This window comes from Kitasatospora sp. UYEF31 (genome assembly GCF_057291755.1).
This window is the reverse complement of sequence record NZ_JBXAWK010000002.1, coordinates 1-23,669: the sequence shown is the minus strand read 5'-3', so window position 1 is coordinate 23,669 and position 23,669 is coordinate 1. Positions and strand designations below refer to the sequence as shown.

The following is a 23,669-nucleotide window of genomic DNA, read 5'->3' as shown; positions in this document are numbered from 1 at the left end:
TACGGAGGGGAAGTCAGCGGGAGAGATGGTCAGCGATCGCCTGGAAGGCGGTGACGCACTCCTGGTCACGCACCTCGTCGTCGGCGACGGGCCAGGCGCTGGTCTTGACGATCACCACCTCCGCCTCCGGGTCCACATAGAGGTACTGCCCGTAGATCCCGATTCCGGTGAACGCCCGCCGCGGACCGCCGAGCGTCCACCACTGGTTGCTGTAGCCGTAGTAGGACGGCCAGTCGGCGCCCATCCCCCCGACCTCGAGACCGGGGACCCCCCGGCCGCGGCTGCGGGCCACCCACTGCTCCGGGATGATCCGTTCGCCGTCGAGCTCGCCGCCGCGCGCCATGAGCAGACCGAGCCGGGCGAGGTCACGTGTGGTGGCGTTCATCGATCCGCCGCCGATCGCGGTCCGGGGCTTCCGGCGCGTCAGGAAGTAGTAGGCGTCGTGCTCCGCGCCGATCCGGCTCCAGAGCTTTTCGGCGGCGTACTGCGCCAGCGGCATCCCCGTCGCAGCCTCAAGCACCCAGCCGAGAACCTGACTGTCGAGCGTCGAATAGTTGAACCCCGCCCCGGGCTCACCCGTACGCTCGACGTTTTTGACCAGGTCGTGCACCGACCCGCCGCCGGTGATCGCCCGCTCGAAGCGGTTGACGTTGCTGTCCGGGTCGGCGTAGTCCTCGAAGTCGCCCGCGCCGCTGCTCATGTCGAGCAACTGCTCGACCGTCGGCCCGTCGTAGGCCGTCCCGGCGAAGTCGGGCAGGTAGGCGGTCACCAGGTCACCGACGTCCTTGACCGCGCCCTCCGCCAACGCGACGCCCAGCAGCATCGACGTCACCGACTTGGTCAGCGAGAACATCTGGAACCGCACCCCCGGCGCGGCGAACCGCCCCGGGTACACCTCGTGGACGACCTCACCGCGGTGCAGGACAAGGAACGAGGTCGTGTGCGTCCGGTCGTGCAGCCCGGCCAGCTCCCTGGGTTTCCCGCCGAAGTCGTACGGGACCTCAAGCGGCCGCGACCGTCCCGGCAGGGGACGGACGGAACCGCCACGCGCCACGGTCGACGTGGGCAGTGTCCAGTTCATATGGGTGAAGGTCCACTCGTTGACCGGCCGGCGCAACGCCAGCTCCGCCTGGTGCCTCCACAACCAGGCCGCCCCGGCACCCGCGCCGGCGGCCGCGGCCGCTCCGAGGATTCGTCTGCGCGTACTCGGCATCACAAGGCTCCTGGTGCTCGGCGGTCCGGCTGCTGCGTGGAGAAGTGGCCGCGATCGTAGTGCGGCGGAGCCGAAAGCTGAACAGCTGACAAGTCCCGGCGCACCGTCCCCCGCCGGACAGATGAACTGATGATGCTCCGGCGGTGACTCCGCGGCGGGTCACTCGTTGGACCGGGTGTCGACAGCGGTGACAGGCCGCCGCCACAGTCCCGGGCGGCCGCGGCCGCCGCATGGCCGGACCGACGCAGGGCCCCGGCCCACAGGGTGTCACTCCGGCTGCGCCCTACGCACGGAGGAGGGGACGTCCCAGTGGAGCGCCAAGCAACACCGACCGTCACAGGTCAGGCCGGCGGAGTACCCGGGCAACGGACGGGCGGCGGAACCCGGCACGCCGAGGACGTCCTCGCCCTGCAGTACCCCGACCTGGTCAGACTCGCCTACCTGATGCTCCCGGTGGCGATGGAGCGGCACCGCAGGGCGCTCACCGCGCACTCACTGGTCCAGAACGCCGTTCCCACCCCGGTCCGCTGGCCGCGCCGCACCGGCATCGAGGACCCCCTCGACACCGGCGACCGCATCCGCGCCCGCCTCGTCGGGGCGGTCCTGGGCCACAGCGCGGACAACGCCCGCTGGTGGCGGCCCCGCCCCCTGCTGCCGCAGGTGTGGGGCCTGCGCCTGTTCCCCGCCGCCGGGGACGGCGCCGGCGTCACTGTGGAGAAGGAGATCGGCGCGCTCTCGCCACCCGCCCGCGTCGCCTACGTGCTGCGCACCCTCGACGGTGCCGACAACACCACCGTGCGCGCGTTCCTCCAGGGGGCCGGCGTCGAGGACGCCGCGGAGGCGCTGAACTCCGCCACCGCACTGGCCGCCGACTTCGAGCGGCGCGGCATCGCGGCCCCGGGCCTGCTCCGGGACGACCCGCGCTTCGACCCGAGCACCCTGCGCGCGCACTCCACCGACCTGCTGACCCGCCGCCGCCGCCGCGGCCTGGCCGCCGGTGTCGCCGCACTCGTGGCCATAGCCGTGGCCGTCTGGCTGGTCACCGGCGACGGGAACTCCGCGGACGGCTCACCGACAGGACCCGGCACCGAACGGGCGTCGGCCTCCGCGGCCTCCCTGACCTCCGTGCCCGACGGCGCCTGGCAGAACACCACCCGGCTCGACTTCGGGGTCTGGCCCACCCGCGGCCCCCGGACCGGCGACCAGGCCCTCCTCGCCCGCGCCGCGCGCGCCTGGGCCGACAGCCGCGGCCCGGTCCGGGTGACCATAGGACCCGGAGCCGACCCGGGCCCGCCGCGCGGCGGCACCCGGGTGCTCTACGCGGGCGACGTGGACGGCAGCGCCGTCGTCCTGCTCGGCGACGCCACCCGGCTCGCCCGCTACACCGAAGGCCCCGGCGGCTCCGCCCTCGACGTGGCCCGCGCCGACGACTCCGACAGCCGCGAGACCTCCATCGTGGTGCTCACCCGCGGCCCCGGCGGGGCGAGACTGCTCGCCGCACCGTGGGTCACCGACATCGGCGTCCGCGACCTGCGCCGCCCGTCGGGGCCGGTCGGGCCGGTGGCCGTCACCGACGGGATCACCGCCCCGGTCGCCGCCCCGCGCCCGCCCGGAGCCGCCTGCGACACCGTCCCCGTCCTCGAACTCCACTCACCCAAGGCCGCCGACACCCACCCGTACCTCCTGGCCGACCTCGGCGACCTGACACCCGCACACCTCACCTACATGCCGCCGCCGGAGTTCCCGCACACCGGGCGCCCCTCCGAAGCCGCGTCCAGCGACCGCGCCCTGAACACCTGGGCCAAGTCCGCGTGCGCCCTCGACACCCTGCACGACCAGGGCCTGCGCCTGGTCAACAACTGGGAGTACGCGCACTTCCCACTCCCCGAAGCCGGCGGCGAAGGCACCTGGACCTGCGTGCGCGCCTTCGACCGCACCGGCGGCGGCGAGACCGCGGCCCAGTTCTGGACCCCCGCCACCGACGCCCGCACGGCCAGCAGGGTCGCTGACACCCTCACCTGCAGCCGGTCGGGCAACGACGTGCTGGCGGCCACCTACTGGCAGGCCAAGTCCGGAACGTGGTACCTCCTGGCGGCCGGCAGCCGCGATGTCACGAAGATCAATGCGGCCGGAGCGGTCACCGGCAAGGCAGACAACCGCATGCTCGCGGTGAAGCTCCCCGGCGGCCGGCCCCCGGCGGACAAGACTGTCAAGGTGACGGCCGAGCTCAAGGACGGCCGTACGATCACCGCGCTGGGCGGCTGACCCCGCACCCTCCGCCAACGGGCCGGTCGGCCGCCCGCCCCCGCCGTGCCAAACGGCTTGCGGCGTCTCGTACCTTCGAGGGATGACACCGCCGACCGGGACGCCGGACCTCGCACCCTCGACCGCAGTCCTTCCCCAGTTGGAGAAGGCCGCCGGCCGGCGCGGGCCGAGCCAGCACAACCGGGCCGTGCTCCTGGTTGTGGCCTCGGCGCTGTCCGTACAGCTCGGCGCGGCGTTCGCCACCAAACTCCTGCCGCACACCGGCGCGGCCGGCGGTGTCACGCTGCGCCTGTCGATCGCCGCGATCGTGCTGATGGCCTGGACCAGGCCGAGTGTGCGGGGCCGCAGCCGCGAGGACTGGGTGGTGGTGCTCGGCCTCGGCGTGGCCTTCGCCGGGATGAACTACACCTTCTACGAGGGCCTCGCCCGCCTCCCGCTGGGCCCCGCGGTGACCCTGGAGTTCCTCGGCCCGCTCGGCCTGGCGCTGGTGCTGTCCCGCAGGCTGCGCGACCTGCTCTGGGTGGCCCTGGCCGGCGGTGGCGTCGCCCTGCTCGGCCTGGGGGAGGGCGGGGGGTTCGGCGGCCTGGACCCCGTGGGCATCGTGTTCATCCTGACCGCGGGGTCCTGCTGGGCTGCGTACATCGTCCTGGCGTCCAAGACCAGCAAGCGCTTCGCCGGCATCGACGGACTGGCGCTCGCGGTGGCCGTGGCCGCCGTGCTGGTCGCCCCCGGGGGCCTCGCCCAGTCCGGAACGGCCTTGTTCGCGCCGGACATCCTGCTCCTGGGCGCGGGCGTCGCGGTCCTGTCGTCGGTCATGCCGTACACCTTCGAAATGCTCGCGATCAAGCACCTGCCGCCGTCCGCGTTCGGCCTGCTCGCCTCCCTGGAACCAGCGGTCGCCGCGGCGGCCGGGTTTGTGATCCTGGGTCAGTCCCTGGCCTGGATCCAGGTGGCCGGGATCCTGCTTGTCGTCCTGGCCAGCGGTGGCGTGACGCTGGCCGGAGCGCCGAAGGACGGGTGATCCCGGCGTCGGGGGTCAGGGCCGCCGGGCCTTTTCCGCGGCCTTCGCCGAACTGGTCTTCCGGGTGCTGTTCCGGGAGCCTTTCAGAGCGTTCTCCGAGGGATTCCTGCGGGGCTTCTCCGGGGCCTCCCCGGACCGCTGCCACGGGATCAGCCGCTTCTTCCACGCGCCCTTGGGCTTTGGACGGTCGCGCATCTCCATGTACGGCTCCTCGTGCGCGGGGTGCCCCGCGGCGATCGCCCGGCTGCGTTCCAGCTCGGCGTTGAACTCCGCGCCGAGCAGCAGCGCGATGTTCGACAGGTGCAGCCACACCAGGAAGATGATCACACCGGTCAGCGTTCCGTACGTCTTGTTGTACGACCCGTAGTGCGCCACGTAGAACGCGAACCCCAGGGACATCGCGACCCACAGGAACACGGCGACCACCCCGCCGGGGGTGATCCACTTGAAGCCCTGCTTCGCGTTGGGGGAGGCCCAGTACAACAGTGCGAACAGGCCGTTGATGACCACCAGCAGGACTGGCCACTTCGCGTAGTCCCACGCAGCCACCGCCGCCTCGCCGAAGCCCAGGACACCGCCGACCTGCCTGGCCAGCGCGCCGGTGAACACCACCGCGATCGCGCTCGCCGACATCAGGACCAGCGTGACCAGGGTGACCACGATCCGGATCGGCACCGTCTTCCACACCGGGCGGCCTTCCGGCACGTCGTAGATGGCGTTCGACGCCCGCATGAACGAGGCGATGTAGCCGGACGCCGACCACAGCGCCAGCCCCAGCCCGAGCAGGGCCATCGGCCCGGCCGCGCTCCGGTTCTTCTCCAGGCTCTCGATCGCCCCGATGAGGAGGTCGTGCGTCTCCTGGGGAGTCAGCTCCTTGGTGTTCTTCACCAGCGCCTCGGTCGCCGACGAACCGGCCAGTCCGACAAGCGACACGACCACAAGAAGCGCGGGGAAGATCGAAAGTATGGCCTGGTAGGTGAGCGCCGCCGCCCAGATCGACAGGTCGTCCCGGCGGTACTCCCCGAAGGTCCGCCACACCGCGCCCCACCACGAGGCCCGCGGCAGGTCGGCAGGGGACTCCGCCGCTGCTTCTTTTTCCTTCGTCCGAATTTCCTTCGTCCGAATTTCCTTCGACCGGGCTTCCCCCGTCCGGGATTCCTTCGGACGAGATTCTTTCGGACGAGATTCTTTCGGACGACGGTCCGCCGGATGCCGCATGGTGACTCTCCCCTGCCTGATCCCGTGCTGGGACGGGGCAGCGTCTACCCGGGGCGCGGGGTCGCATTCCTACCGCCTCCGGGCGGCCGTCCGGGATCCGGGGACCGATGCGGGGCGGCGGACTTCCACTGTCGCGGGGCGACTGTCTCCTACTGTCGCGGGGCGACTGTCTCCTACTGCCGCGGGGCGTACATGATCAACGCGACGCCGAGCAGGCAGACCCCCGCGCCGACCGCGTCCCACCGGTCGGGCCGGAACCCGTCGAACGCCATCGCCCACAGCAGCGACCCCGCGACGAACACCCCGCCGTACGCGGCGAGGATGCGCCCGAAGTTCGCGTCCGGCTGCATCGTCGCCACAAATCCGTACGCTCCGAGCGCGACCACGCCGAGCCCGGCCAGCCACCACGGCTTGTTCTCCCGCACGGACTGCCAGATCAGCCAGGCGCCACCGATCTCCGCTACGGCGGCGAGCAGGAACAGGGCCGTGGAACGAAAGACGATCATGGACATACGGTACGGCGCGGGCCGGTAAGGAAGTCCTTCCGTATGGGGGCAAGCCGCTGCCGTGTCCGCAGCATTGTCGTTAAAGGAGGTGATGACTGCCGTGACGCTGATGGAACGCACCGATGCCCCGGACGAGGGTATGCCGCTGCGCGCACTGGTCGAGCAGCTTGATGTGCCCGACGGTATGCGGGTCGAGATCATCGGGGGAACGACCGTGATGTCGCCGACGCCGCGGGTTAAGCACGCGGCGGTCCTACGCAGGCTGTACGACCCACTGGCTCCGCAGATCGCGCCGAACAGGGTCGCGCTTCAGGTCACCTCCACGGATTCCCCGCCCGACACCCCGGATGCCGGGGGGACAACAGCGGCTCCCGCACGGACCGGTGTCCGGACCGCGTGCCGGATCGTCCTGCGGCCCTCGGATGTCGGCGGCCCGGTCCATGCTGGTCTGAACCGGCGGACCGTCCGCGGGAGAGGAGCCCACCGATGAAGATGACCCGGTACGACAACGGCGCACCCCTGTGGGTCGACGTCAGCAGCCCCGACCTGGACAAGGCGCACACCTTCTACGGAGCCCTGTTCGGCTGGGAGGCCGCCCCGGCGCGGACCGCCGGGGACACCGGCGGGTACGGCCTGTACACCCTGCGCGGCAGCGCCGTCGCGGGCTACGGGCCGTCGATGCCCGACGAGCCCATGCCGCACTGGACGATGTACCTCAGGACCGACGACGCCCAGGCCGCCTGTGACGCGGTCGCCGCGGCCGGCGGCACGGTGCTCCAGCCGCCCGTTCGGGTGCGCGACCAGGGCACCCAGGCGATCTGCACGGACCCGTACGGCGCCTGGTTCGGCCTGTGGCAGCCCGGCACCTTCGAAGGCCTCGAACTGATCGACGAGCCGGGCTCGGTCAACTGGCTGGAGCTGGCGACCCGCGAAGTCGCCGGCTCGAAGGACTTCTACGGCACGGTCTTCGGCTGGGGCGGGGAGACCCGGCCGATGCCGGGCAGCACGTACACGACCTGGACCCTCGCCGCGGACGGCGGCGGCTTCGGCGGCATGGTCCAGATGAACGAACAGTGGCCCGACGGGATCCCGCCGCACTGGATGCCCTACTTCGACGTCGAGGACGTCGACCGGACCGCCGCGCTGGCGACCGGCCTGGGCGGCGGCGTCCTGGTGCCGCCCACCGACCACCCCGGCGCGGGCCGCTTCGCGCTGCTGGCCGACGCGACGGGCGCGCACTTCTCGATCCTGAAGGCGCTGCGGCCGTCCGGGGCCTGAGCACCCACCGCCGGGGCGCACCGATCGGGACCCCGTTAGACTCACCAAGCGTGACGAAGCCCCGCATCCCGAACGTCCTGGCGAACCGCTACGCCTCCGCTGAGCTGGCCACCTTGTGGTCCCCCGAACACAAGGTGGTCCTCGAACGGCAGCTCTGGCTGGCCGTGCTCAAGGCGCAGAAGGACCTCGGCATGGAGGTCCCCGAAACTGCGATCGCCGACTACGAACGCGTGATCGACCAGGTCGACTTGGCGTCCATCGCCGGGCGGGAGCGCGTCACCCGGCACGACGTCAAGGCCCGCATCGAGGAGTTCAACGCGCTGGCCGGGCACGAGCAGGTCCACAAGGGCATGACGTCCCGCGACCTGACGGAGAACGTCGAGCAGCTGCAGATCCGGCAGTCGCTCGAACTGGCCCGCGACCGTACGATCGCCGTCCTGGTCAAGCTCGCCGAGCTGGCCGCCGCCAACGCCGAACTGGTCATGACCGGCCGCTCGCACAACGTCGCAGCCCAGGCCACCACCCTCGGCAAGCGCTTCGCGACGGCCGCCGACGAGCTGCTCGCCGCGCACGCCCGCCTCGAAAACCTGCTCGACCGCTACCCGCTGCGCGGCATCAAGGGCCCGGTGGGCACCTCGCAGGACATGCTCGACCTGCTCGGCGGCGACGAGGCCAAGCTCGAAGACCTCGAACAGCGCGTCGCCACCCACCTGGGCTTCGCGGAGGCCTTCACCTCCGTCGGCCAGGTCTACCCGCGCTCGCTCGACTACGACGTGGTCACCACGCTCGTCCAGCTCGCCGCCGCGCCGTCGTCGCTGGCCAAGACGATCCGCCTGATGGCCGGGATCGAACTGGTCACCGAGGGCTTCAAGGCCGGCCAGGTCGGCTCCTCGGCCATGCCGCACAAGATGAACACGCGTTCGTGCGAGCGGGTCAACGGCTTCACCGTCATCCTGCGCGGCTACGCCTCGATGGTCGGCGAGCTGGCCGGGGACCAGTGGAACGAGGGTGACGTGTCCTGCTCGGTGGTCCGCCGTGTGGCGCTCCCCGACGCGTTCTTCGCCTTCGACGGGCTGGTCGAGACCTTCCTGACCGTCCTCGACGAGTTCGGCGCGTTCCCGGCTGTGATCGCCCGGGAACTCGACCGCTACCTGCCGTTCCTCGGTACGACCAAGGTCCTGATGGCCGCGATCCGCGCCGGAGTCGGCCGGGAGACCGCGTACGGGATCATCAAGGAGCACGCGGTGGGCTCCGCGCTGGCGATGCGCGAGGGCAGCGAGCGCAACGAGCTGCTCGACCGCCTGGCCGCCGACGAGCGGCTGCCGCTGTCGCGCACCGACCTCGACGCGCTGCTCGCCGACAAGCTCTCCTTCACGGGTGCGGCCGCCGGTCAGGTGCACAGCATCGTCGCGTGGGTCGACGCGCTGGCCAAGCAGCACCCGGAGGCGGCGGCGTACCGCCCGGGCGCGATCCTCTAGGAATCGCCGCTGCGTCGATCATGTACAAAAAGCCCCTTCGGAGATCGGTAAGGGGAATTTTGTACATGATCGACGCGGCTGTTTCACGCCGGCACAACCAGTCCGGCGACGGCATCTGCGAAGGCTTCCCGCAGTCGCCGCACTCCACGAGCGACCCGACGACGTCGGCCAGTGACGCGGGGTCCAGTGACGCGGGGTCCAGTGACACCGGGTCCAGTGACATGGGGTCTTGAGAAGACGTCGTACGGTTCACCCCGCGTGTCCTGGCCTTCTGCACGGGCCCGGTCCTGGCACCCGGCACCTGGTCGGCGTTCTCCAGACGCCAGCGCAGCAGGCCCGCCGTGATCTTCTTGCGGGGGAGGCCGCGCGTCAGCAGCGACACCGTGGCGTCGATGTCAGTCGCGTTGCTGTCCAGACAGGCCGCGATGAACGGCGTCAGCCAGGCGGTGTCCTCCGGAGAGAAGACCAGACGCGGGTCGTGTGCGGCGATGCGGGCGAGGACGGTGGCAACGGGGGTGAGTGGACCTTCGAACTTCCTTGCTGGTTCAGCCTGTCCGGGTTCGCCGGATGACGCCGGAGCGGCTTGTCCGGGCTCCTGGGGCCGCGCCGCCTGGCACCGCCCCTCGCGGCGTTGCCGGATCCTCCAGGTATGACCGGTACGAGTTCGGATCCTGCGCCTTAATTCCTACGTGTCCCGAGTGCCCAGCGCGGAAATCCTTACGATCGCGAGCTCCTATTCGCCGGTCTCACCGTCGATCAGTTCCCGTACGACATCGAGCTGCCCGACGTGCCGTGCGTACTCCTGGAACAGGTGGAAGAGGATCCGCCCCAGGGTGGGAGCCTCTTCGGGCATCTTGAACCGGCCGCCGATTGCGGCCCGTTGATCCAGTGCCGCGCCGGCGGCCAGCATGCGCGACTGGTGCACCTCGGCGTTATAAGCCGTCATGACGCTTTCCGTGGTCAGCAAGGCGGGGATGCTCCACTCCGCCGTGTCGCCGCCTTCCGGGTAGGCGATGACATCTTCGGCGGCGAACCCCCAGCGCATCCAACGGCGTTCGGCCCAGCCGAGGTGCTGGACCAGGCCCAGGGGTGACCAGCCCAGTGGCTCAAACGGTTGGCAGAGCCGGGTGTCTGACAGCCCGTCGATCTTTCGCAGGAGCGCTTCGCGGTACCAGTCGAGGTAGCCGAGGAGGAGTTCGTGGGGGTCGGATACTTCGACTCCGGGGCCTTCGAGGAGGGCGGGGGAGTGCTCCGCGTGCGTGTTCATCTGCTGACGGTAGCTCTGGCGGTGCTGATCCCGGGGAAGCAGGGTTCTTCGCGGGCTGCGGCGGCGAAGGCCTGTCGGCCGGGTGATCCCCGGTAGGGGTGTGGTGAGCCTGTGACAGCTGTTTGGCATGTGGCAGGAATGCGCCTATCAGACCCGGAGTTTCACGATCCAGGATGAGTCGTTGGCACCATGCGTCCTATCTGAGGGGACAAATGAAGATCACGAAACTTGCCGCGCTGCTGTTCGCGGTGATCGCTCTGTTCGCCGGCTCAACGGCTGCGGCGTCCGCGGCGCCGCAGTTCGACTTCCGTGCGGAGTCCCGCGCGGCCGGACTCACCGATGCCCAGGCGTCGAACCTCCAGCAGCGGGTCGACACCGTCCTGGCCGGGAACGCGGGCGGGCGCCAGGTCTCCGCGACGAAGGTCAAGTACGACGGTCTCACCGTCACGTTCGACCCGCGCTACTCCACGGCCGCCGGCGCGATCTCCAATGCCAGTCTGAGCTGCGGCTACGGACACCTGTGCATGACCGTCCGCGGCACCAACTTCGACTTCTACAAGTGCCAGACCTGGAGCGTGAGCAACTGGTACGGCACGGGGCCGTACATCAACAACCAGACGACGGGCACCGTCGCCTGGTTCTACGGTCAGAGCGGCAACACGCTGTGGGGGTCGACGGCCTACTCCTCGGGTACGGCCGACTGGGGTCCCGTCTGGTCGCTGCGGCCGTGCTGAACTGACGCGTTGAGTTGACGCACTGAGCGCGAGCCGCCTCCGTGACACCGGGGGCGGCTCCGCCGGTCCCGGAGTTGTTCCCGGCGACGCTGGGACAATCCGTACGCGATCGTTAGGAAAGCAGGTCGCCCACCGCGGTGACGCCCGCTGTGATGGCGCGCTCCCCGACGTTTCCGAACCTCAGGACCAGTTGTGCCGGTGCGGTTGTGGGCACGGAGCGGTAGACGCTCATTCCGTAGAGCCCGACGGAGGGGGTTCGGGCGGCGGCGAGTCCTTGGAGGGCGCCCACCGGCTCCCGGTCGTACCGGAACTCCGCGTCGTAGTCGTCTTCGATGTCTTCGGTGCCATCGCGCTGGCGGCCGGGGTCATCGTCACCTTCCTTCCTCTTGCCGTCCCGTCGGCGTCGACCGGGATCATCGCCGTGGCCTTGTTTGTCATGCCCGGAGCGTCGACCGTGTCCCGCTGGTTCACCGGCCGGCACGGCGACCGGCACGGACATCGCGGCCTGGTCCTGCCCGGTCTGCTCATCTCGGCCGGCGGAATGCTGGTCACTGCGCTGACGCACAGTCCGGTCGCCGTTGTGGCCGGTGTGGCCCTGTTCGGCATCGGCTTCGGTATCACCCAGAACGCGACTCTGACACTGATGTACTCACGGGTCTCCAGTTCCGGGCACAGCACCGTGAACGCCCTGTGGAACTTCGCCTACGACGCCGGAATGGGCGTCGGCGCCCTCGGTTTCGGAGTGCTCGCCCGGTCCACCGGCTATCCGTCGGCCTTTGTCCTGACCGCCGGTTTGATGCTTACGGCGCTGGCGCCTGCCTGGCGGGACCGCGCGACCCGGCCGGCGCAGACCACCGTCAGCGAACCGATGCGCCCTCCAGCGCCGGGTAGTCCACATTTCCCCGCTCCCCGCCCCCGTAGATCCCCACCGTCGCGCGCGGGTTCAGCGGTCCGGCGCCCGGCAGCCGTGGGTTCAGCGGTCCGGCGCCCGGCAGCCGTGGGTTCAGCGGTCCAGCGCCACGGCGTCGATCTCGATCAGCCAGTCCGGCTGGGCCAGTGACGGGACTTCGAACAGCGTGTCGGCGGGGTACGGCTCGGACAGGAACTCCCCACGCAGCTTGATGATCTTGTCGAGGTTCGCCTCCATGTCGGTGACGAGGATGGTCAGCTTCACCACGTCCTTGAGACTCGCCCCGGCCGCGGCGAGGACCTTGGTGAGGTTGGCGAAGACCTGCCGCCCCTGGGTTTCGAAGTCGGACGAGACCGTACGGCCGGTCTCGTCGATCCCGGCCTGCCCGGAGACGTGGATCAGTCCGGCGGCGCGGACGGCCTGGGAGATCTTGTAAGGCTCGTACCAGTCGGGGGTGGTGGCGATGCGTTCCAGCCCGGCGGGCTGAGTGGGTGCGGAGGGCTGCGGACTGGCGTTGGACATGACGGCTCCCCGGGTGATCGCGACAGCGAAAGTGTATGCGCATGCATGAAGTGTGTGCGCATGCATATATTGCCCCTGCATGTAGAATTCCGTCAAGAGGCAGGCGGAGAGAGGGATCTGATGACCGGTACGCAGCAGTGGGACAAGGTCGTGGCCCTCCACGCCCGCGTCGAGGGCGAACTCGCGCGCACCCTCCAGCGCCGCCACAACATGGGCCTGTCCGAGTTCCGCGCGCTGCGCTGGCTCGCCGCGTCGCCGTCCGGGGAACTGCGCATGCAGGACCTCGCCGTCCACACCGGCCTCGACCAGAGTTCCGTGAGCCGGCTGGTCGTGCGCCTGGAGAAGGAGGGCCTGGGCCGCCGCGACCTCTGCCCCAAGGACCGGCGCGGGGTCTACACCGTCATCACGGACGAGGGCCGCAAGCGGTTCGCCGAGGCGGAGCCGGCGTACGCGCAGACGCTGGACGAGGTCCTCGACCAGGCGGGCGCCGATCCGTGCCTGGGGAGCATGGTCGCGGCGCTACGGGGCTGACGGGCGGGCGCGACCGCCGGGTGTGCCCGGTGGGCTGGAACCGCACCGGCCGCACACAACGGTCACGCTGCCGTCGAAGGCGTACTCCTCAGTGCGCCCAGTGCGCCCAGTGCGCCCAGTGCGCCCGGTGCGCCCGGTGCGCCCGGTGCGCCTGGAAGTTGATGTCCGACCCGAAGATCCCGGACAGCCGCAACCACAGCGGCAGCCCCTGCGCGCCAACCCTGCGCGCCAACCCCGCCCGTCGACTCCGCCCGTCGACTCCGCCCACCGGCTCCGTGTCTCAGCTCTCCCGGACGTACTCCCAGGGCTCCAGGTCCACCCAGTGCTCCTTCGTCATGATCCTGAGCAGTCCGTCGGCCGTGCGCCGGAACCCGGCGGCTTCGGCCGTCGCGATGCTCGCCGCGTTGTCCGGAGCGATCCGCAGGATCACCCGCTCGGGGGCCAGTTCCCTCAGGGCGTACTCCGTCACCACCCGCGTCGCCGCACTGGCGAGGCCCTGTCGCCGGAACGCCGCACCGACCGTGTACCCGATCTCGGTGTCCTGGCCGACCTTCCCGGAGCGGAACACCAGCACCTCGCCGAGCGGCCGCCCGCCGTCGCGGGTGATCGCGAGCTGGATGCGCTGCCCGGCCACCCGGGTGCTCCTGGCCTTCTCCAGGTACTCCCGCGCCGCGGCCTCGCCGAACGGCGACTCCAGCGGTGTCCAGCGGTCGACTTCGGGCTCGTCGAACAGTTCGATCATGACCGGCAGGTCGGCCTCGGTCCACTCGCGCAGCCGGACACCGTGACCGGTCAACAGCAGGGAGTCCGGCTTGGGGTATTCGGCTGTCGTCATGCCCCGATCCTGCCTGGCGCGGGACCGGGGAGCGAGACAGGGGCCGGGGAGCGGGCCGTAGGGGCAAGTCGCCGGCCCCGGTCGCCGGACCCGCCCGGGGGACCCGGTCCCCCGGCCAGGGCTCAGCCCGCGAACCAGCCGCCGTCCACCGGCATGATCGCCCCGTTGACGTAGGACGCGCCCGGCGAGGCCAGGAACACCGCGACCGACGCCATCTGCTCCGGCTCGGACATCACGCCGGCGTTCATGAGCACGCCCGAGAGCGCCTCGAAGCCCTTCTCGCTCATCGGCCCGTTGATGATGTTGGTGTTGACGCCACCGGGGCAGATGGCGTTGCAGCGGATGCCCTGTGCGCGGTACGAGTACGCGATGTTGCGGGTCAGGCCCACGACGCCGTGTTTCGACGCGGTGTACGACGGGCCGCCGCAGCCGCCGCGGATGCCCGCCGCCGACGCGGTGTTGATGATCGAGCCCTTGGCTTCCAGGATGTGCGGCAGCGCCGCCTTCGCGACCAGGAACACGCCCGTCAGGTTGACCCCGACGACGCGCTGCCACTCGCTGAGTTCGATGTCCTCCAGGAGGCCCATCGAGTCGAGCACACCCGCGTTGTTGCACAGGACGTCGAGACTTCCGTACGCGGATATCGTGCTCGCCACCATCGCGCCCACCGACGCCTCGTCGGCCACGTCCACGGCCACGGAGACTGCGGTCCCGCCTGCGGCGGTGACCTCCGCGGCGGTCTTCGCGGCGGTCTCCGCGCTCAGGTCGGCGACGACGACGCGGTCGCCCTGTGCGGCGAACGCGAGGGACATCGCCCTGCCGATACCGGAGCCGCCGCCGGTGATCAGAACGGTGCGGAGGGCCTGCTGGTCAGCGGAAACGCTCATGCTCTGCTACTCCTGGGATACTCGCGGGACATCGGCTGACGTACCGTCAGGTGCTTACCGTAAGGCAGGGAGCGCAAGGAGGATACGGCGACTGGGATATCCATACACGCGTGCCTTCTGGTTGGATGGGCCGATGACCGTTGACCGGCTTCTGCGGCAGATCGAGACCTATTACGACACCGTCCCGCGCAGCGTCACCCGGGCTGAGGACTTCGGCCCGCTGACCCTGTTCGTCCAGAGCGGCGACGGCTGGCCGTACTACGCCCGGCCCACGCTCGGGCACGGAGGGCCCGTGACGGGCGGGGACATCGCGGAAGTACGGGCCCGTCAGCGCGAACTGGGCGTCCCCGAAGCCTTCGAATGGGTGGACGAGGTCACACCCGGACTCCAGGAGACCGCCGCGGCGGCCGGACTGACCGTCCACACCCACCCGCTGATGGTCCTCGACCGCGACTCCTACACGGACGTGCTCGGAGACGCGGACGTACGGAGGATCTCCCCGGACGCGGCCGACCTCGCCCTGGTGCGAAGCGTCCCGGCGGTGGCCTTCGCCGCGCCCGGCACCGCCGTCGGGACCGGGGGCGTCACGCTGCGTGACAGTGCTGCGCTCAACCTCCCGCCGGTGTTCCTGGCCTACGTCAACGAGCGGCTGCGCAGCGGGAACACCGTCACGTACGCCGCGTACGACCCGGCCGGGCCTGTCTGCGTCGGAAGCCACAACCCGGCCGGGGGGGTCACCGAGATCGTCGGTGTCGGCACCCTGCCGACCGCCCGTCGGCGCGGTCTGGCCGCCGCGGTGACCGGCGCCCTGGTCGCCGACGCGGTGATGTCCGGCGTCGGACTGGTGTTCCTCTCCGCCGGTGACGAGGACGTCGCGCGCATGTATGAAAAAGTCGGCTTCCGCCGGATGTTCACCGCGGTGATCGCCGAAGTGCCGGAAGCCCCGGAACCTTCGGAGGTTTGAGGCTGTTCCGGGGTGTCCGTACTGCGCCCAGACGTGCGCGCGGACGTGCGTACAGACGTTCGCGCGGACGCGCATACGGACACCCCGGGCGCGTCACGCCGAGAGAACAGCCAGCCCCAGCAGCGCGACCCCGCACCAGGAGACGGCGGACAGTTGCTCACCGAGCACGACCGCGCCCAGGACCGCCGCCGCCGCGGGTTCCGCGATCGTCAGTACGGTCGCCACTGCCGCGGGCGTGTGCCGCAGCCCGAAGCCGTAGAGGGTGTACGCGACGAAACTCGTGAACACCGCCAAGTAACAGGCCAATGCTGCACCATTCCAGGAAACCACCCAGGACATGTCGACAACAAGCAGCACCGGCAGTACCAGCACGGCGCAGCCCCCGAACAGCACCCCCATCACCACGCGCGGCTCCCGGCCGCGCTGGATCAGCCGCCCGCCGACACAGGCGTAGACGGCGTACGCGAACCCCGCGACCAGCGCGAGCACGACACCCAGCGGGTCGGCCGACGTGCCGCCCCCGCCGAAGACGATCACCGAGCACCCGGCGACGGCTGCGACCAGGGCCGTGCCGGTCCGCGCATTGACGGCCGTACGGGAGAACAGTGCCGCGAAGACCGGGGCGCTCCCCAGCGCGACGACCGTCGCGACGGAGACGCCCGTCCGGGCCACCGCAGGGTAGAACGTCACCGGATAGGCGGCCACCGCGGCTGCGCCGAGCAGGAGCAGTCCCTTTTCGCACTTGTCGACCGTACGGACGAATCGAACAGAACCGGGTGCGGTGCCGGACAGCAACAGGCCGCCCAGGAACAGTCCGACGGCGCCGACCGCCGGTGGGGAGGCGTCGGCCGGGGCGAAGGAAGCGGCCGTTCCGGTGGTTCCCCACAGGAGCGCGGCGATGAGGATGGGCAGCGGGCCGCGCGTCCTGTATTTGCCCGGGGGACAACTCCCGGACCCCGAGCGGACAACCCGGGTGGTTCGCCTCAGGGGGAACGCCGACGCTCGTCGGAGTGCGGAGAACAGCGCGCGGACAGCAGTGACGGCAGACGTGGACACGTCGTGGCCTTCCGTTGCGAATCAACAGGGGGAGTGGATTCGGAACGGGCGCGCAGCGTCGTGTGCAGGCAGAAGCGACCTGTGCCGGTGGTGTCAGCTCAGGCGGGAAGTGCCGGTGTCACGCGCCCGTCAGGCGCGGACCGGCGGGGTGATGATGCGGTGCTGTTGCGGTGACATGCCGGGAACGCTAGCCGACCGGCTCAGCCGGCGGGCTGAATTTCGAGCTGCGACAGACCCGCCCTGGCGGTACTTTCGGCGCAAACCATCACATTATGCGGAGCACTCGATGATCACCCACCTGAACACCGTCCCGCTGTACGTCGCCGACCCGGAGCGTTCCCGGGTCTTCTACGTGGAGGAGCTTGGTTTCGAAGTCCGTACGGATGCGGAGATGTCACCCGGCAAACGCTGGCTGGAGGTCGGCCCCAAGGGCGAGCGGACCGCTTTTGCTGTTCTCAGTGCCGCCGACTTCGACACGACGCCCGGCGGCCCCGCCCCCGCGACGCTCACCGCCGCGGACGCCCGCGTCCGTAACGTCGTGGGTACGGCCGGTCCGCCCCGTGGCGGGGTTCCGGGGCGGGGGCCGTCCCGACGGAGCGCTTACGCCGGTCCGCACGGAACACGACGTTGTCAGTGCGGTCCGCCACACTCCCCTGCATAGGCCGTGACAGGGGAGGGGCCACACATGAAATTCCAGATCGAGCGTACGGAACTGGCCGATGCGGTGGCCTGGATCGGGCGCAGCCTGCCCGCCAGGCCCGCCGTGCCGGTGCTCGCGGGCATCCTCGTCGAGGCGTCGGCGGGCAAAGTCGTGCTGTCCGGCTTCGACTACGAGGTCAGCAGCCGCGTCGAACTGAAGGCCGACGTCGACGGGCCGGGGCGGGTCCTGCTCCCCGGGCGGCGGCTCACCGACACCACCAAACTCCTGCCCGCCGGCTACGTCGACGTGACGACCGAGGGCAACCGGGTGCGGGTGGAGGCGGGTGACACCAGCTTCACCCTCAACACCCTGCCGGTCGCTGACTACCCCCAACTGCCCGAACTCCCGCCGGTGCGCGGGGTTGTCCCGTCCGGGCTGTTCGCCGAAGCCGTGGCCCAGGTGGCCGTCGCCGCCGGACGCGACGTGACCCTTCCCGAACTGACCGGCGTACGGCTGACCGTCGACGCGGACGTCCTCACCCTGGACGCCACCGACCGCTACCGGCTGGCGCTGCGCACCTGCGGCTGGGCCCCCGACGACCCGGACTTCGCGGCGACCGCCGTCGTCCCCGCTCGGACGCTGCTCGACGTGGCCAAGCCGCTGGCCGGCGCTTCGCCGGTCCGGATCGCACTGGGCGACGGCGTGGTCGGCTTCGAGAGCGACGGCCGCCGGACGACCTGCCGGCTGCTCAACAGTCGCCTGCCGGACCCGCGCACGCTGTTCCCCACCGAGTTCACGTCCTTCGTGACGCTGGAGACCGAAGCGTTCACCGCCGCGGTCAAGCGCGTCGCGGTGGTCGCCGAGCGCAGCGCCCCGGTGCGGCTCACCGTCACCGGCGGCCTGGTGACCGTCGAAGCCGGCTCCGGCGACGACGACCTCGCGACCGCCCGCGTCACGGCGCACCTCGACGGCGAGGAAGTCCGTACGGGATTCAACCCCGGCTACCTGCTCGACGGCCTGGCGGCGATCGGCACCCCGACGGTCCGGCTCTCGCTCACCACCGCGGCCGGGAAGGCGGTCCTCACGGGCGTCAACGACGACGAGTCCGCAGGGGCGTTCAGCTACCTGATCATGCCGATGCGCGTACGGACGTGACAATGGGGTCGTGAACACCAGCGAGTTTGAGGAACATGAAGCAGCCGGAGCCGACTATGCGGGCCTTCTGGTCACCGCGGGCGTGACAGCGGTCACCCAGGCGCTCCGGACGGACGGCGTGTCGGCCGCGGTGGCTTCCGTGGGGGCGGACCGTACGGCCGTCATCCCCGCGGCGGAACACGACCTCGACGCCGTGGCGAAGTCGCTCAGCGCGCGACGGGGGTTCAACGTGCTGACCCACCGGGTCCGGGGGTGGGTCGGCCTGCGGGTCTACCGGCGCGGCAAGGCGACCCACGATTACGTCAGCGATCAGCAGGCCCTGCTTGAAGTCGTGGACGACGGGGACGGCCTCACGGTGAACTTCGGCGGCGCCACCTACCCGCTCGGCGAAGCGCCCGCGGCGGGCCCGACGGGAGCCGAGGCCGGTCCCTTCCTCTTCTTCGCCGCGGGCGAGGCCGACGCGGAGCGCCTCACCTGGGCGCTGCGCGAGGAAGACCTCGAGCCGGAGGAGCGGCACGACATGGTCGTCGCCGCGCTCAACCTCGACCAGGGGCCGCTGACCATCGCCTACCGGGACGTGTCGGAGGCCGCGACTGAGTTCGGTCTGACCCGGGTCGGCTGACCGGGCCCGGGACACTCGTTCCCATGCGTCCCACCGCCGAACAACTCGCCGCCGCGCGGGACACCACGATCCCCGACGTGATCGGGCCCGGTCTGAAGGTGCTGTTCTGCGGCATCAATCCGGGCCTTCTGTCCGGCGCGACCGGCCGGCACTTCGCCCACCCCGGAAACCGGTTCTGGCCGGCGCTGTTCCTCTCCGGCTTCACGCCGGGGCTGCTCAAGCCCGAGGAGCAGCGGGAACTGCTGACGTACGGACTGGGCATCACCAACGTCGTCGCCCGCACCACGGCCAAGGCCGGCGAACTGTCCAAGGCCGAGTACGTGGCGGGCGGGGAGATCCTGCGGTCGAAGGTGGCCGCCCGGCGGCCCGGGTGGCTCGCCGTCGTGGGGATCGGCGCGTACCGCACCGCCTTCGCCGAGCCCAAGGCGACGGTCGGCCGGCAGTCCCGGATGATCGGGGACACGGAGATCTGGGTGCTCCCGAACCCGAGCGGCCTGAACGCGCACTGGACGCAGGAGGCGCTGGGGGAGGCGTTCGCGCAGTTGCGGGCGGTGGTGCGCTGAGGACTGTCCTCCGGGGGCCGCCGCGCTACCAACTGAACAGACGGGAGAGTTCTGGTGGTCATTCCGCTCGGATGACCACCAGAACTCTCCCGTCTGTTCAGTTGGTACCGGATCAGCCCGGATCAGCCCGGATCAGCCCAGCCCGGTCAGGCCAGGCGGCGACGGAAAGCCAGGAGTCCGGGCTCCACAGCTTCGAGCGCACGAACGCCTTGGGGCAGCGCGCGTACTCGGAACCGTCAGGCGCGCGGCCAGTCCGACAGTTCACCGATCTTCGCGTCGCGGCCGTCGCCTGAGGAGCGGCCGGTGATGCGGCGGCCCAGCCACGGGCCCAAGTGCGTACCGGCCCAGCGGACGTCGGCGCGGCGGCGGTCGGCCCACGGCGCGGGGCGGGTCGCGGGGATGCGGTCCCGCCAGTCGGTGTCGTACGGCAGGCCCAGTGCCTCGCACGTCGCCTCGAACACCCGGCGGTGGCCCTCGGAGTTCAGGTGCAGGCGGTCCTCGGCCCACACCCGGGGGTCGTCGAACACCCGGGCGGTGAACAGGTCCACCACCACCGCGTCGTAACGGGACCCCAGCCCGTCGACGCAAGCGATGAGCTGATTGATCCTCGGCATCAACCGGGCACTCGACGACATCCGGCGGGTCGGGTCCGTGGAGCGGAAGACCACCAGACGACCGCTGTTCGCGGCCAGTTTCGCCGCGGACTCCTCCAGGAGTCCGCACACCGCGTCCACATCGCAGCGCGGGCGCAGGACGTCGTTGAGGCCGCCGGCGAGCGTCACCAGATCGGCGCCCAGGCCGGCGGCGAGGGGGACCTGGTCCTCGGTGATCTGGCGGATGAGCTTGCCGCGGACGGCGAGGTTCGCGTAGCGGAAGGGAGCGTGGCCTACAGCCGGGGCGGCGTCGGCGGCGGCCCGCGCGGCCAGCCGGGTCGCGAGCAGGTCCGCCCACCCGCGGTAGGAACCGTCGGGCAGTCCGTCGGACATCCCCTCGGTGAAGGAGTCGCCGACGGCGACGAACGTGCTGACCGGGCCGGTAGTCGTGCGCATGGCGGCCATGATTCCAAACGGGAGGAGGAGAGCCGGTACGCGGGTCCGCGCCACGGCTGGCAAGCTTGATCCCCATGAGCGAGAACGACCCGAGCGAGAACGACCCGAGTGGGAACGAACTGAGTGGGAACGAACTGAGCGCCGACGAGCCGAGTGGGAATGACCCCGGCGGGAACGAACTGAGCGCCGACGAGCCGAGTGGGACCAGTCCGGGCGGTGAACTTCCCGCCGAGCCGGTGAAGTACGTCCTGCCGCTGGTCCTCCACCTGGAGAAGGACGACCCGCCGCACCGCACCGACGCGCTGGAAGCGGCGGCCCGGGGTGTTCTCCTGTTCTTGAGTGATGAGCGTTCCACCGAGGGGGAGTGGGCCGGGCGGGTAGAGGCGTGGAGTGACACGCAGATCCGCAAGGTCGTCCGCCGGGCCCGGGGCGGGGAGTGGCGCAAGGCCGCCGCGCTCGACGGGCTCACCGTGCGGCACGGGACGGCCGAGGTACGGGTCTTCCCGCCGGTCCCCCTGGACGGCTGGCCCAAGGAACTGGCCAAGCTCCAGGTGTCCGGGACGGACCTGGACGACCCGGCGGACCCCGCGGACGCGGACCGTACGAAACCCGTCCTGTGGCTCAACCCGGATCTGGACATGACCGCGGGCAAGGCCATGGCGCAGGTCGGGCACGCCGCGCAGCTCGCCTGGTGGAACCTCGACGACCGCCAGCGCGCCGCGTGGGCGGCGGACGGCTTCGGGTTGACCGTACGCACGGCTTCGAAGGAGACCTGGGCGGAAGTCGCCGGACTGGACCTGCCGGTCGTACACGACGCGGGGTTCACCGAGATCGCGCCGGGCTCCTGCACGGTCGTCGCGGATCTGCCCGCGCTGCGCCGCGGCTGAGTCACCCGCGGCTGGGTCACCCGCGGCTGAGTCACACCGCGGTGGCCCCGCCCTTGCGGTTGTCGAGCAGGGTCTTCAACCGGGCGGTGTCCGCCGCGGTCCAGCCGGGCGGACCGGCCACGGCCGCCCAGCCGACCGCCGCGTGGGAGCCGTAGCGGTGGCCCTGGCCGACCGGCGCGTCCAGGGCGAACGGCAGGTCGACGACCACCTGCCAGAAGGTGATCAGGGGATACCAGTCCATGTCCCTGGAGACGTACGGGCTGCGCACACCGTTCAGCCAGTCAGGCTCCTCGTACAGCAGCTGCCAGTTCCACCACACGATCGGGTCGGTCGCGTTCTGCAGGTAGACCACCCGCGGGAACTGCCAGTCAGGCCCCGGCTCGGCCAACTGGCCGGGGTCCTGCGCGAACCGGACCCGGCGGCCCTGTCCATAGACCGGGTGCCACATGGGGCTGCCCGGATCGCGACTGTGGACCACCTGCTGCCACAGCGGGTTGACGTTGGGCGGGCCCATCAGGAGCGCGCCGTCGGTCTCCTCCTCCAGCGCGATGACGTCCCGGAACGCTGATTCGGTGCCGAACGACCCGAGGCTCTCGCCGGCGACGAGGAGTTTGGGGCGGTGGCCGGCCGGGAGTCCGCCGATCCGCGCGCGGACTGCCGCGATCAGCTCCCGGCCCGCCTCGGCGGCCTTGTCACGGTCTGTCAGGAACGAGATCCAGCTGGGCAGGTAGGAGTACTGGAGGGCGACCATCGCGGTGTTCCCGCCGTACAGGTATTCGAGGGAGTCGGCCATGTCCCGGTCGATCCACCCGGTGCCGGTGGTTCCCATGACGGCGATCACGGGGCGTTCGAAGGCGCCGGTGCGTTCGAGTTCACGGACGGCGAGGTCTGCGCGTGCCGAAGTGTCGGGCGCCGATTCGAGCCCGGCGTACACCCGGACCGGCTGCACGGCTGGCCGTCCCGCGAAGCCCGTCAGGCTCTCCACGGTGGTCCCGCCGCCGGTGAACGCGCGGCCCTGGAAGCCGAGGCTGTCCCACGGGATCAGCGACGCCGGGCCGCCGGACCGCAACGGCGACTCCGGCGGACGGATTCCCTTCGGCGTGCCCTGGTCGGCCAGCGAAGCGGTCGAGTTCGCGACTGTGACGAACGCGTTGGCCAGGAAGCCCTGCACGAACCCGACGGTCGCGAACACCACCACGGCCAGACCGACCGTGAAGGCGATGGGCCGCGGGATGAAGCGGCTCAGGAAACCGTCGACCGTACGGGTGACCAGCCGGAAGGCGCGGGCGACGGAGAGCAGGACCAGGAACGTCCCGACCGCGACGGCGGTGATCCGCAGCGGGGCCACGGACACGTTGGGCTCCATACCCAGCAGCAGGCGCAGATCGCGCTGCCAGCCGCGGCTGCGCCACTGGAAGTACGAGGTCAGCAGCACGGAGCCGGTGGCCAGCACCGTCCAGGACAGCCGGCGGGCCCGGGGCGAGGGGTGGAAGCGGCGCTTGAGCACGGCGTACCCGGCCCAGCCGAGCAGCGCGCCGACGCCGTAGCCGATGACGGCGGAGATCCCGCTGACCACCCCTTGCAGCCACCAGACGCGGGGGAGGAGGGACGGGGTGAGCGACAGGGTGAACGTGAGTACCGCGCCGAGCGTGCCGCCGAAGCCGGGGCACCGGCGGATCAGCCGCCTGCGGTCCTGGACCGGCGCGGTGACCGCCGTCGGGGGTGCCGGGTCGTCCGTCGGTTCGATCGCGGTCTGCTCCATAGACAAAATCTACTGATTTGTCATGACTTTTCGGTGACCTTGGCGGTGAACTGCGGGGTGGTCCCGGTTCTGACACAGCGTGAGCCCGGCCGACCGGCCGGTTCACCCGTACGCGGAAACCGGAAAGACCGGTGGGGGGGGGGGGGGGGGGCCCCCCCGCGCCCCCCCCCCCCCCCGCCCCCCCCGCCCCCCCCCGGGGGGGGGGGGGGGGCGGGGGGTGGGGGGGGGGGGGGGGGGGCCCGCGCGGGCCGCCGCGTGGCACCCCGCGCGCATGCACTCCCGTTTCCCTTCATCCGCGCCCCCCCA

The 23,669-nt window shown here is 71.0% G+C and carries 25 protein-coding genes; 14 read left to right on the top strand and 11 right to left on the bottom strand.

What is annotated here, in order from left to right:
• Positions 1-13: 13 nt before the first annotated feature.
• Entirely contained in the window at positions 14-1,213 is a 1,200-nt protein-coding gene (locus tag AC0Z36_RS01125; protein WP_485460699.1) for a serine hydrolase domain-containing protein, read from the bottom strand.
• 309 nt (positions 1,214-1,522) lie between these two features.
• Between AC0Z36_RS01125 and AC0Z36_RS01120 the strand changes: the two genes are divergently transcribed.
• Together AC0Z36_RS01120 and AC0Z36_RS01115 are read left to right on the top strand one after the other, a co-directional pair.
• Positions 1,523-3,478, top strand: a complete 1,956-nt coding sequence (locus AC0Z36_RS01120; RefSeq protein ID WP_485460698.1) for a hypothetical protein — start codon at positions 1,523-1,525, stop codon at positions 3,476-3,478.
• 82 nt (positions 3,479-3,560) lie between these two features.
• On the top strand, positions 3,561-4,499 hold the full coding sequence (locus AC0Z36_RS01115; protein WP_485460697.1) for an EamA family transporter: 939 nt from the start codon (positions 3,561-3,563) through the stop codon (positions 4,497-4,499).
• A 15-nt stretch (positions 4,500-4,514) separates the two neighbouring features.
• Here AC0Z36_RS01115 and AC0Z36_RS01110 read toward each other — a convergent pair whose 3' ends face one another.
• Both AC0Z36_RS01110 and AC0Z36_RS01105 read right to left on the bottom strand, forming a co-directional pair.
• The gene (locus AC0Z36_RS01110) at positions 4,515-5,537 is read right to left on the bottom strand and encodes a YihY/virulence factor BrkB family protein (RefSeq protein WP_485460696.1); all 1,023 of its coding nucleotides are present in this window, start codon (positions 5,535-5,537) and stop codon (positions 4,515-4,517) included.
• Positions 5,538-5,890: 353 nt separating this feature from the next.
• Positions 5,891-6,223, bottom strand: coding sequence for a YnfA family protein (locus tag AC0Z36_RS01105; RefSeq protein ID WP_485460695.1), 333 nt, complete (start codon positions 6,221-6,223; stop codon positions 5,891-5,893).
• 91 nt (positions 6,224-6,314) lie between these two features.
• On the opposite strand from AC0Z36_RS01105, the gene AC0Z36_RS01100 reads away from it, so the two are divergent.
• The 3 genes from AC0Z36_RS01100 to purB are packed head-to-tail and all read left to right on the top strand — an operon-like array spanning position 6,315 to position 8,979.
• Positions 6,315-6,713: a hypothetical protein gene (locus AC0Z36_RS01100; RefSeq protein ID WP_485460694.1), complete on the top strand. Its 399-nt coding sequence runs from the start codon at positions 6,315-6,317 to the stop codon at positions 6,711-6,713.
• A complete protein-coding gene (locus AC0Z36_RS01095) occupies positions 6,710-7,501 on the top strand; it encodes a VOC family protein (protein WP_485460693.1) in 792 nt (263 codons plus the stop codon). Before AC0Z36_RS01100 ends, AC0Z36_RS01095 begins: the two co-directional genes overlap by 4 nt.
• 50 nt (positions 7,502-7,551) lie before the next feature.
• Complete coding sequence (purB, locus tag AC0Z36_RS01090) at positions 7,552-8,979, top strand: adenylosuccinate lyase (protein ID WP_485460692.1); 1,428 nt, start codon at positions 7,552-7,554, stop codon at positions 8,977-8,979.
• A gap of 733 nt (positions 8,980-9,712) precedes the next feature.
• Here the strand turns inward: purB and AC0Z36_RS01085 are convergent.
• Entirely contained in the window at positions 9,713-10,246 is a 534-nt protein-coding gene (locus AC0Z36_RS01085) for a DinB family protein (RefSeq protein WP_485460691.1), read from the bottom strand.
• Between the two features lie 212 nt (positions 10,247-10,458).
• Between AC0Z36_RS01085 and AC0Z36_RS01080 the strand changes: the two genes are divergently transcribed.
• Both AC0Z36_RS01080 and AC0Z36_RS01075 read left to right on the top strand, forming a co-directional pair.
• Positions 10,459-10,980, top strand: a complete 522-nt coding sequence (locus AC0Z36_RS01080; protein ID WP_485460690.1) for a hypothetical protein — start codon at positions 10,459-10,461, stop codon at positions 10,978-10,980.
• A 274-nt stretch (positions 10,981-11,254) separates the two neighbouring features.
• Positions 11,255-12,040 (top strand): MFS transporter, encoded by a 786-nt coding sequence (locus tag AC0Z36_RS01075; RefSeq protein ID WP_485460689.1) that lies wholly within the window; start codon positions 11,255-11,257, stop codon positions 12,038-12,040.
• On the opposite strand, the gene AC0Z36_RS01070 is transcribed toward AC0Z36_RS01075, so the two are convergent.
• Positions 11,984-12,412, bottom strand: coding sequence for a RidA family protein (locus AC0Z36_RS01070; RefSeq protein WP_485460688.1), 429 nt, complete (start codon positions 12,410-12,412; stop codon positions 11,984-11,986). The two genes, AC0Z36_RS01075 and AC0Z36_RS01070, sit on opposite strands and share 57 nt — an antisense overlap.
• A gap of 120 nt (positions 12,413-12,532) precedes the next feature.
• On the opposite strand from AC0Z36_RS01070, the gene AC0Z36_RS01065 reads away from it, so the two are divergent.
• On the top strand, positions 12,533-12,943 hold the full coding sequence (locus tag AC0Z36_RS01065) for a MarR family winged helix-turn-helix transcriptional regulator (protein WP_485460687.1): 411 nt from the start codon (positions 12,533-12,535) through the stop codon (positions 12,941-12,943).
• 88 nt (positions 12,944-13,031) lie between these two features.
• Here AC0Z36_RS01065 and AC0Z36_RS01060 read toward each other — a convergent pair whose 3' ends face one another.
• From AC0Z36_RS01060 to AC0Z36_RS01050, 3 genes are all read right to left on the bottom strand, one after another.
• Complete coding sequence (locus AC0Z36_RS01060; RefSeq protein WP_485460686.1) at positions 13,032-13,175, bottom strand: hypothetical protein; 144 nt, start codon at positions 13,173-13,175, stop codon at positions 13,032-13,034.
• 48 nt (positions 13,176-13,223) lie between these two features.
• Positions 13,224-13,778, bottom strand: coding sequence for a GNAT family N-acetyltransferase (locus AC0Z36_RS01055; RefSeq protein WP_485460685.1), 555 nt, complete (start codon positions 13,776-13,778; stop codon positions 13,224-13,226).
• A gap of 122 nt (positions 13,779-13,900) precedes the next feature.
• Positions 13,901-14,665 carry an SDR family NAD(P)-dependent oxidoreductase gene (locus tag AC0Z36_RS01050; RefSeq protein WP_485460684.1) on the bottom strand — a complete coding sequence of 255 codons (765 nt, stop codon included), beginning with the start codon at positions 14,663-14,665 and terminating at the stop codon, positions 13,901-13,903.
• A gap of 133 nt (positions 14,666-14,798) precedes the next feature.
• Between AC0Z36_RS01050 and AC0Z36_RS01045 the strand changes: the two genes are divergently transcribed.
• Positions 14,799-15,629 carry a GNAT family N-acetyltransferase gene (locus AC0Z36_RS01045; protein ID WP_485460683.1) on the top strand — a complete coding sequence of 277 codons (831 nt, stop codon included), beginning with the start codon at positions 14,799-14,801 and terminating at the stop codon, positions 15,627-15,629.
• A 93-nt stretch (positions 15,630-15,722) separates the two neighbouring features.
• On the opposite strand, the gene AC0Z36_RS01040 is transcribed toward AC0Z36_RS01045, so the two are convergent.
• Complete coding sequence (locus tag AC0Z36_RS01040; protein WP_485460682.1) at positions 15,723-16,685, bottom strand: DMT family transporter; 963 nt, start codon at positions 16,683-16,685, stop codon at positions 15,723-15,725.
• Positions 16,686-16,971: 286 nt separating this feature from the next.
• Between AC0Z36_RS01040 and AC0Z36_RS01035 the strand changes: the two genes are divergently transcribed.
• From AC0Z36_RS01035 to mug, 4 genes are read left to right on the top strand one after another with little or no spacing between them, the layout of a single operon-like run.
• Positions 16,972-17,346 (top strand): VOC family protein, encoded by a 375-nt coding sequence (locus tag AC0Z36_RS01035; protein WP_485460681.1) that lies wholly within the window; start codon positions 16,972-16,974, stop codon positions 17,344-17,346.
• Positions 17,347-17,370: 24 nt separating this feature from the next.
• A complete protein-coding gene (gene dnaN, locus AC0Z36_RS01030) occupies positions 17,371-18,480 on the top strand; it encodes a DNA polymerase III subunit beta (RefSeq protein WP_485460680.1) in 1,110 nt (369 codons plus the stop codon).
• A gap of 10 nt (positions 18,481-18,490) precedes the next feature.
• A complete protein-coding gene (locus tag AC0Z36_RS01025; protein WP_485460679.1) occupies positions 18,491-19,102 on the top strand; it encodes a hypothetical protein in 612 nt (203 codons plus the stop codon).
• Positions 19,103-19,125: 23 nt separating this feature from the next.
• Complete coding sequence (gene mug, locus AC0Z36_RS01020) at positions 19,126-19,665, top strand: G/U mismatch-specific DNA glycosylase (protein ID WP_485460678.1); 540 nt, start codon at positions 19,126-19,128, stop codon at positions 19,663-19,665.
• 236 nt (positions 19,666-19,901) lie between these two features.
• Here mug and AC0Z36_RS01015 read toward each other — a convergent pair whose 3' ends face one another.
• Positions 19,902-20,714 carry an SGNH/GDSL hydrolase family protein gene (locus AC0Z36_RS01015; RefSeq protein WP_485460677.1) on the bottom strand — a complete coding sequence of 271 codons (813 nt, stop codon included), beginning with the start codon at positions 20,712-20,714 and terminating at the stop codon, positions 19,902-19,904.
• A 74-nt stretch (positions 20,715-20,788) separates the two neighbouring features.
• Here AC0Z36_RS01015 and AC0Z36_RS01010 point away from each other — a divergent pair, with 74 nt between their 5' ends.
• A complete protein-coding gene (locus tag AC0Z36_RS01010) occupies positions 20,789-21,601 on the top strand; it encodes a peptidyl-tRNA hydrolase (protein WP_485460676.1) in 813 nt (270 codons plus the stop codon).
• A 31-nt stretch (positions 21,602-21,632) separates the two neighbouring features.
• Here the strand turns inward: AC0Z36_RS01010 and AC0Z36_RS01005 are convergent, their stop codons facing one another.
• On the bottom strand, positions 21,633-23,363 hold the full coding sequence (locus AC0Z36_RS01005) for an alpha/beta hydrolase (RefSeq protein WP_485460675.1): 1,731 nt from the start codon (positions 23,361-23,363) through the stop codon (positions 21,633-21,635).
• Positions 23,364-23,669 lie beyond the last annotated feature (306 nt).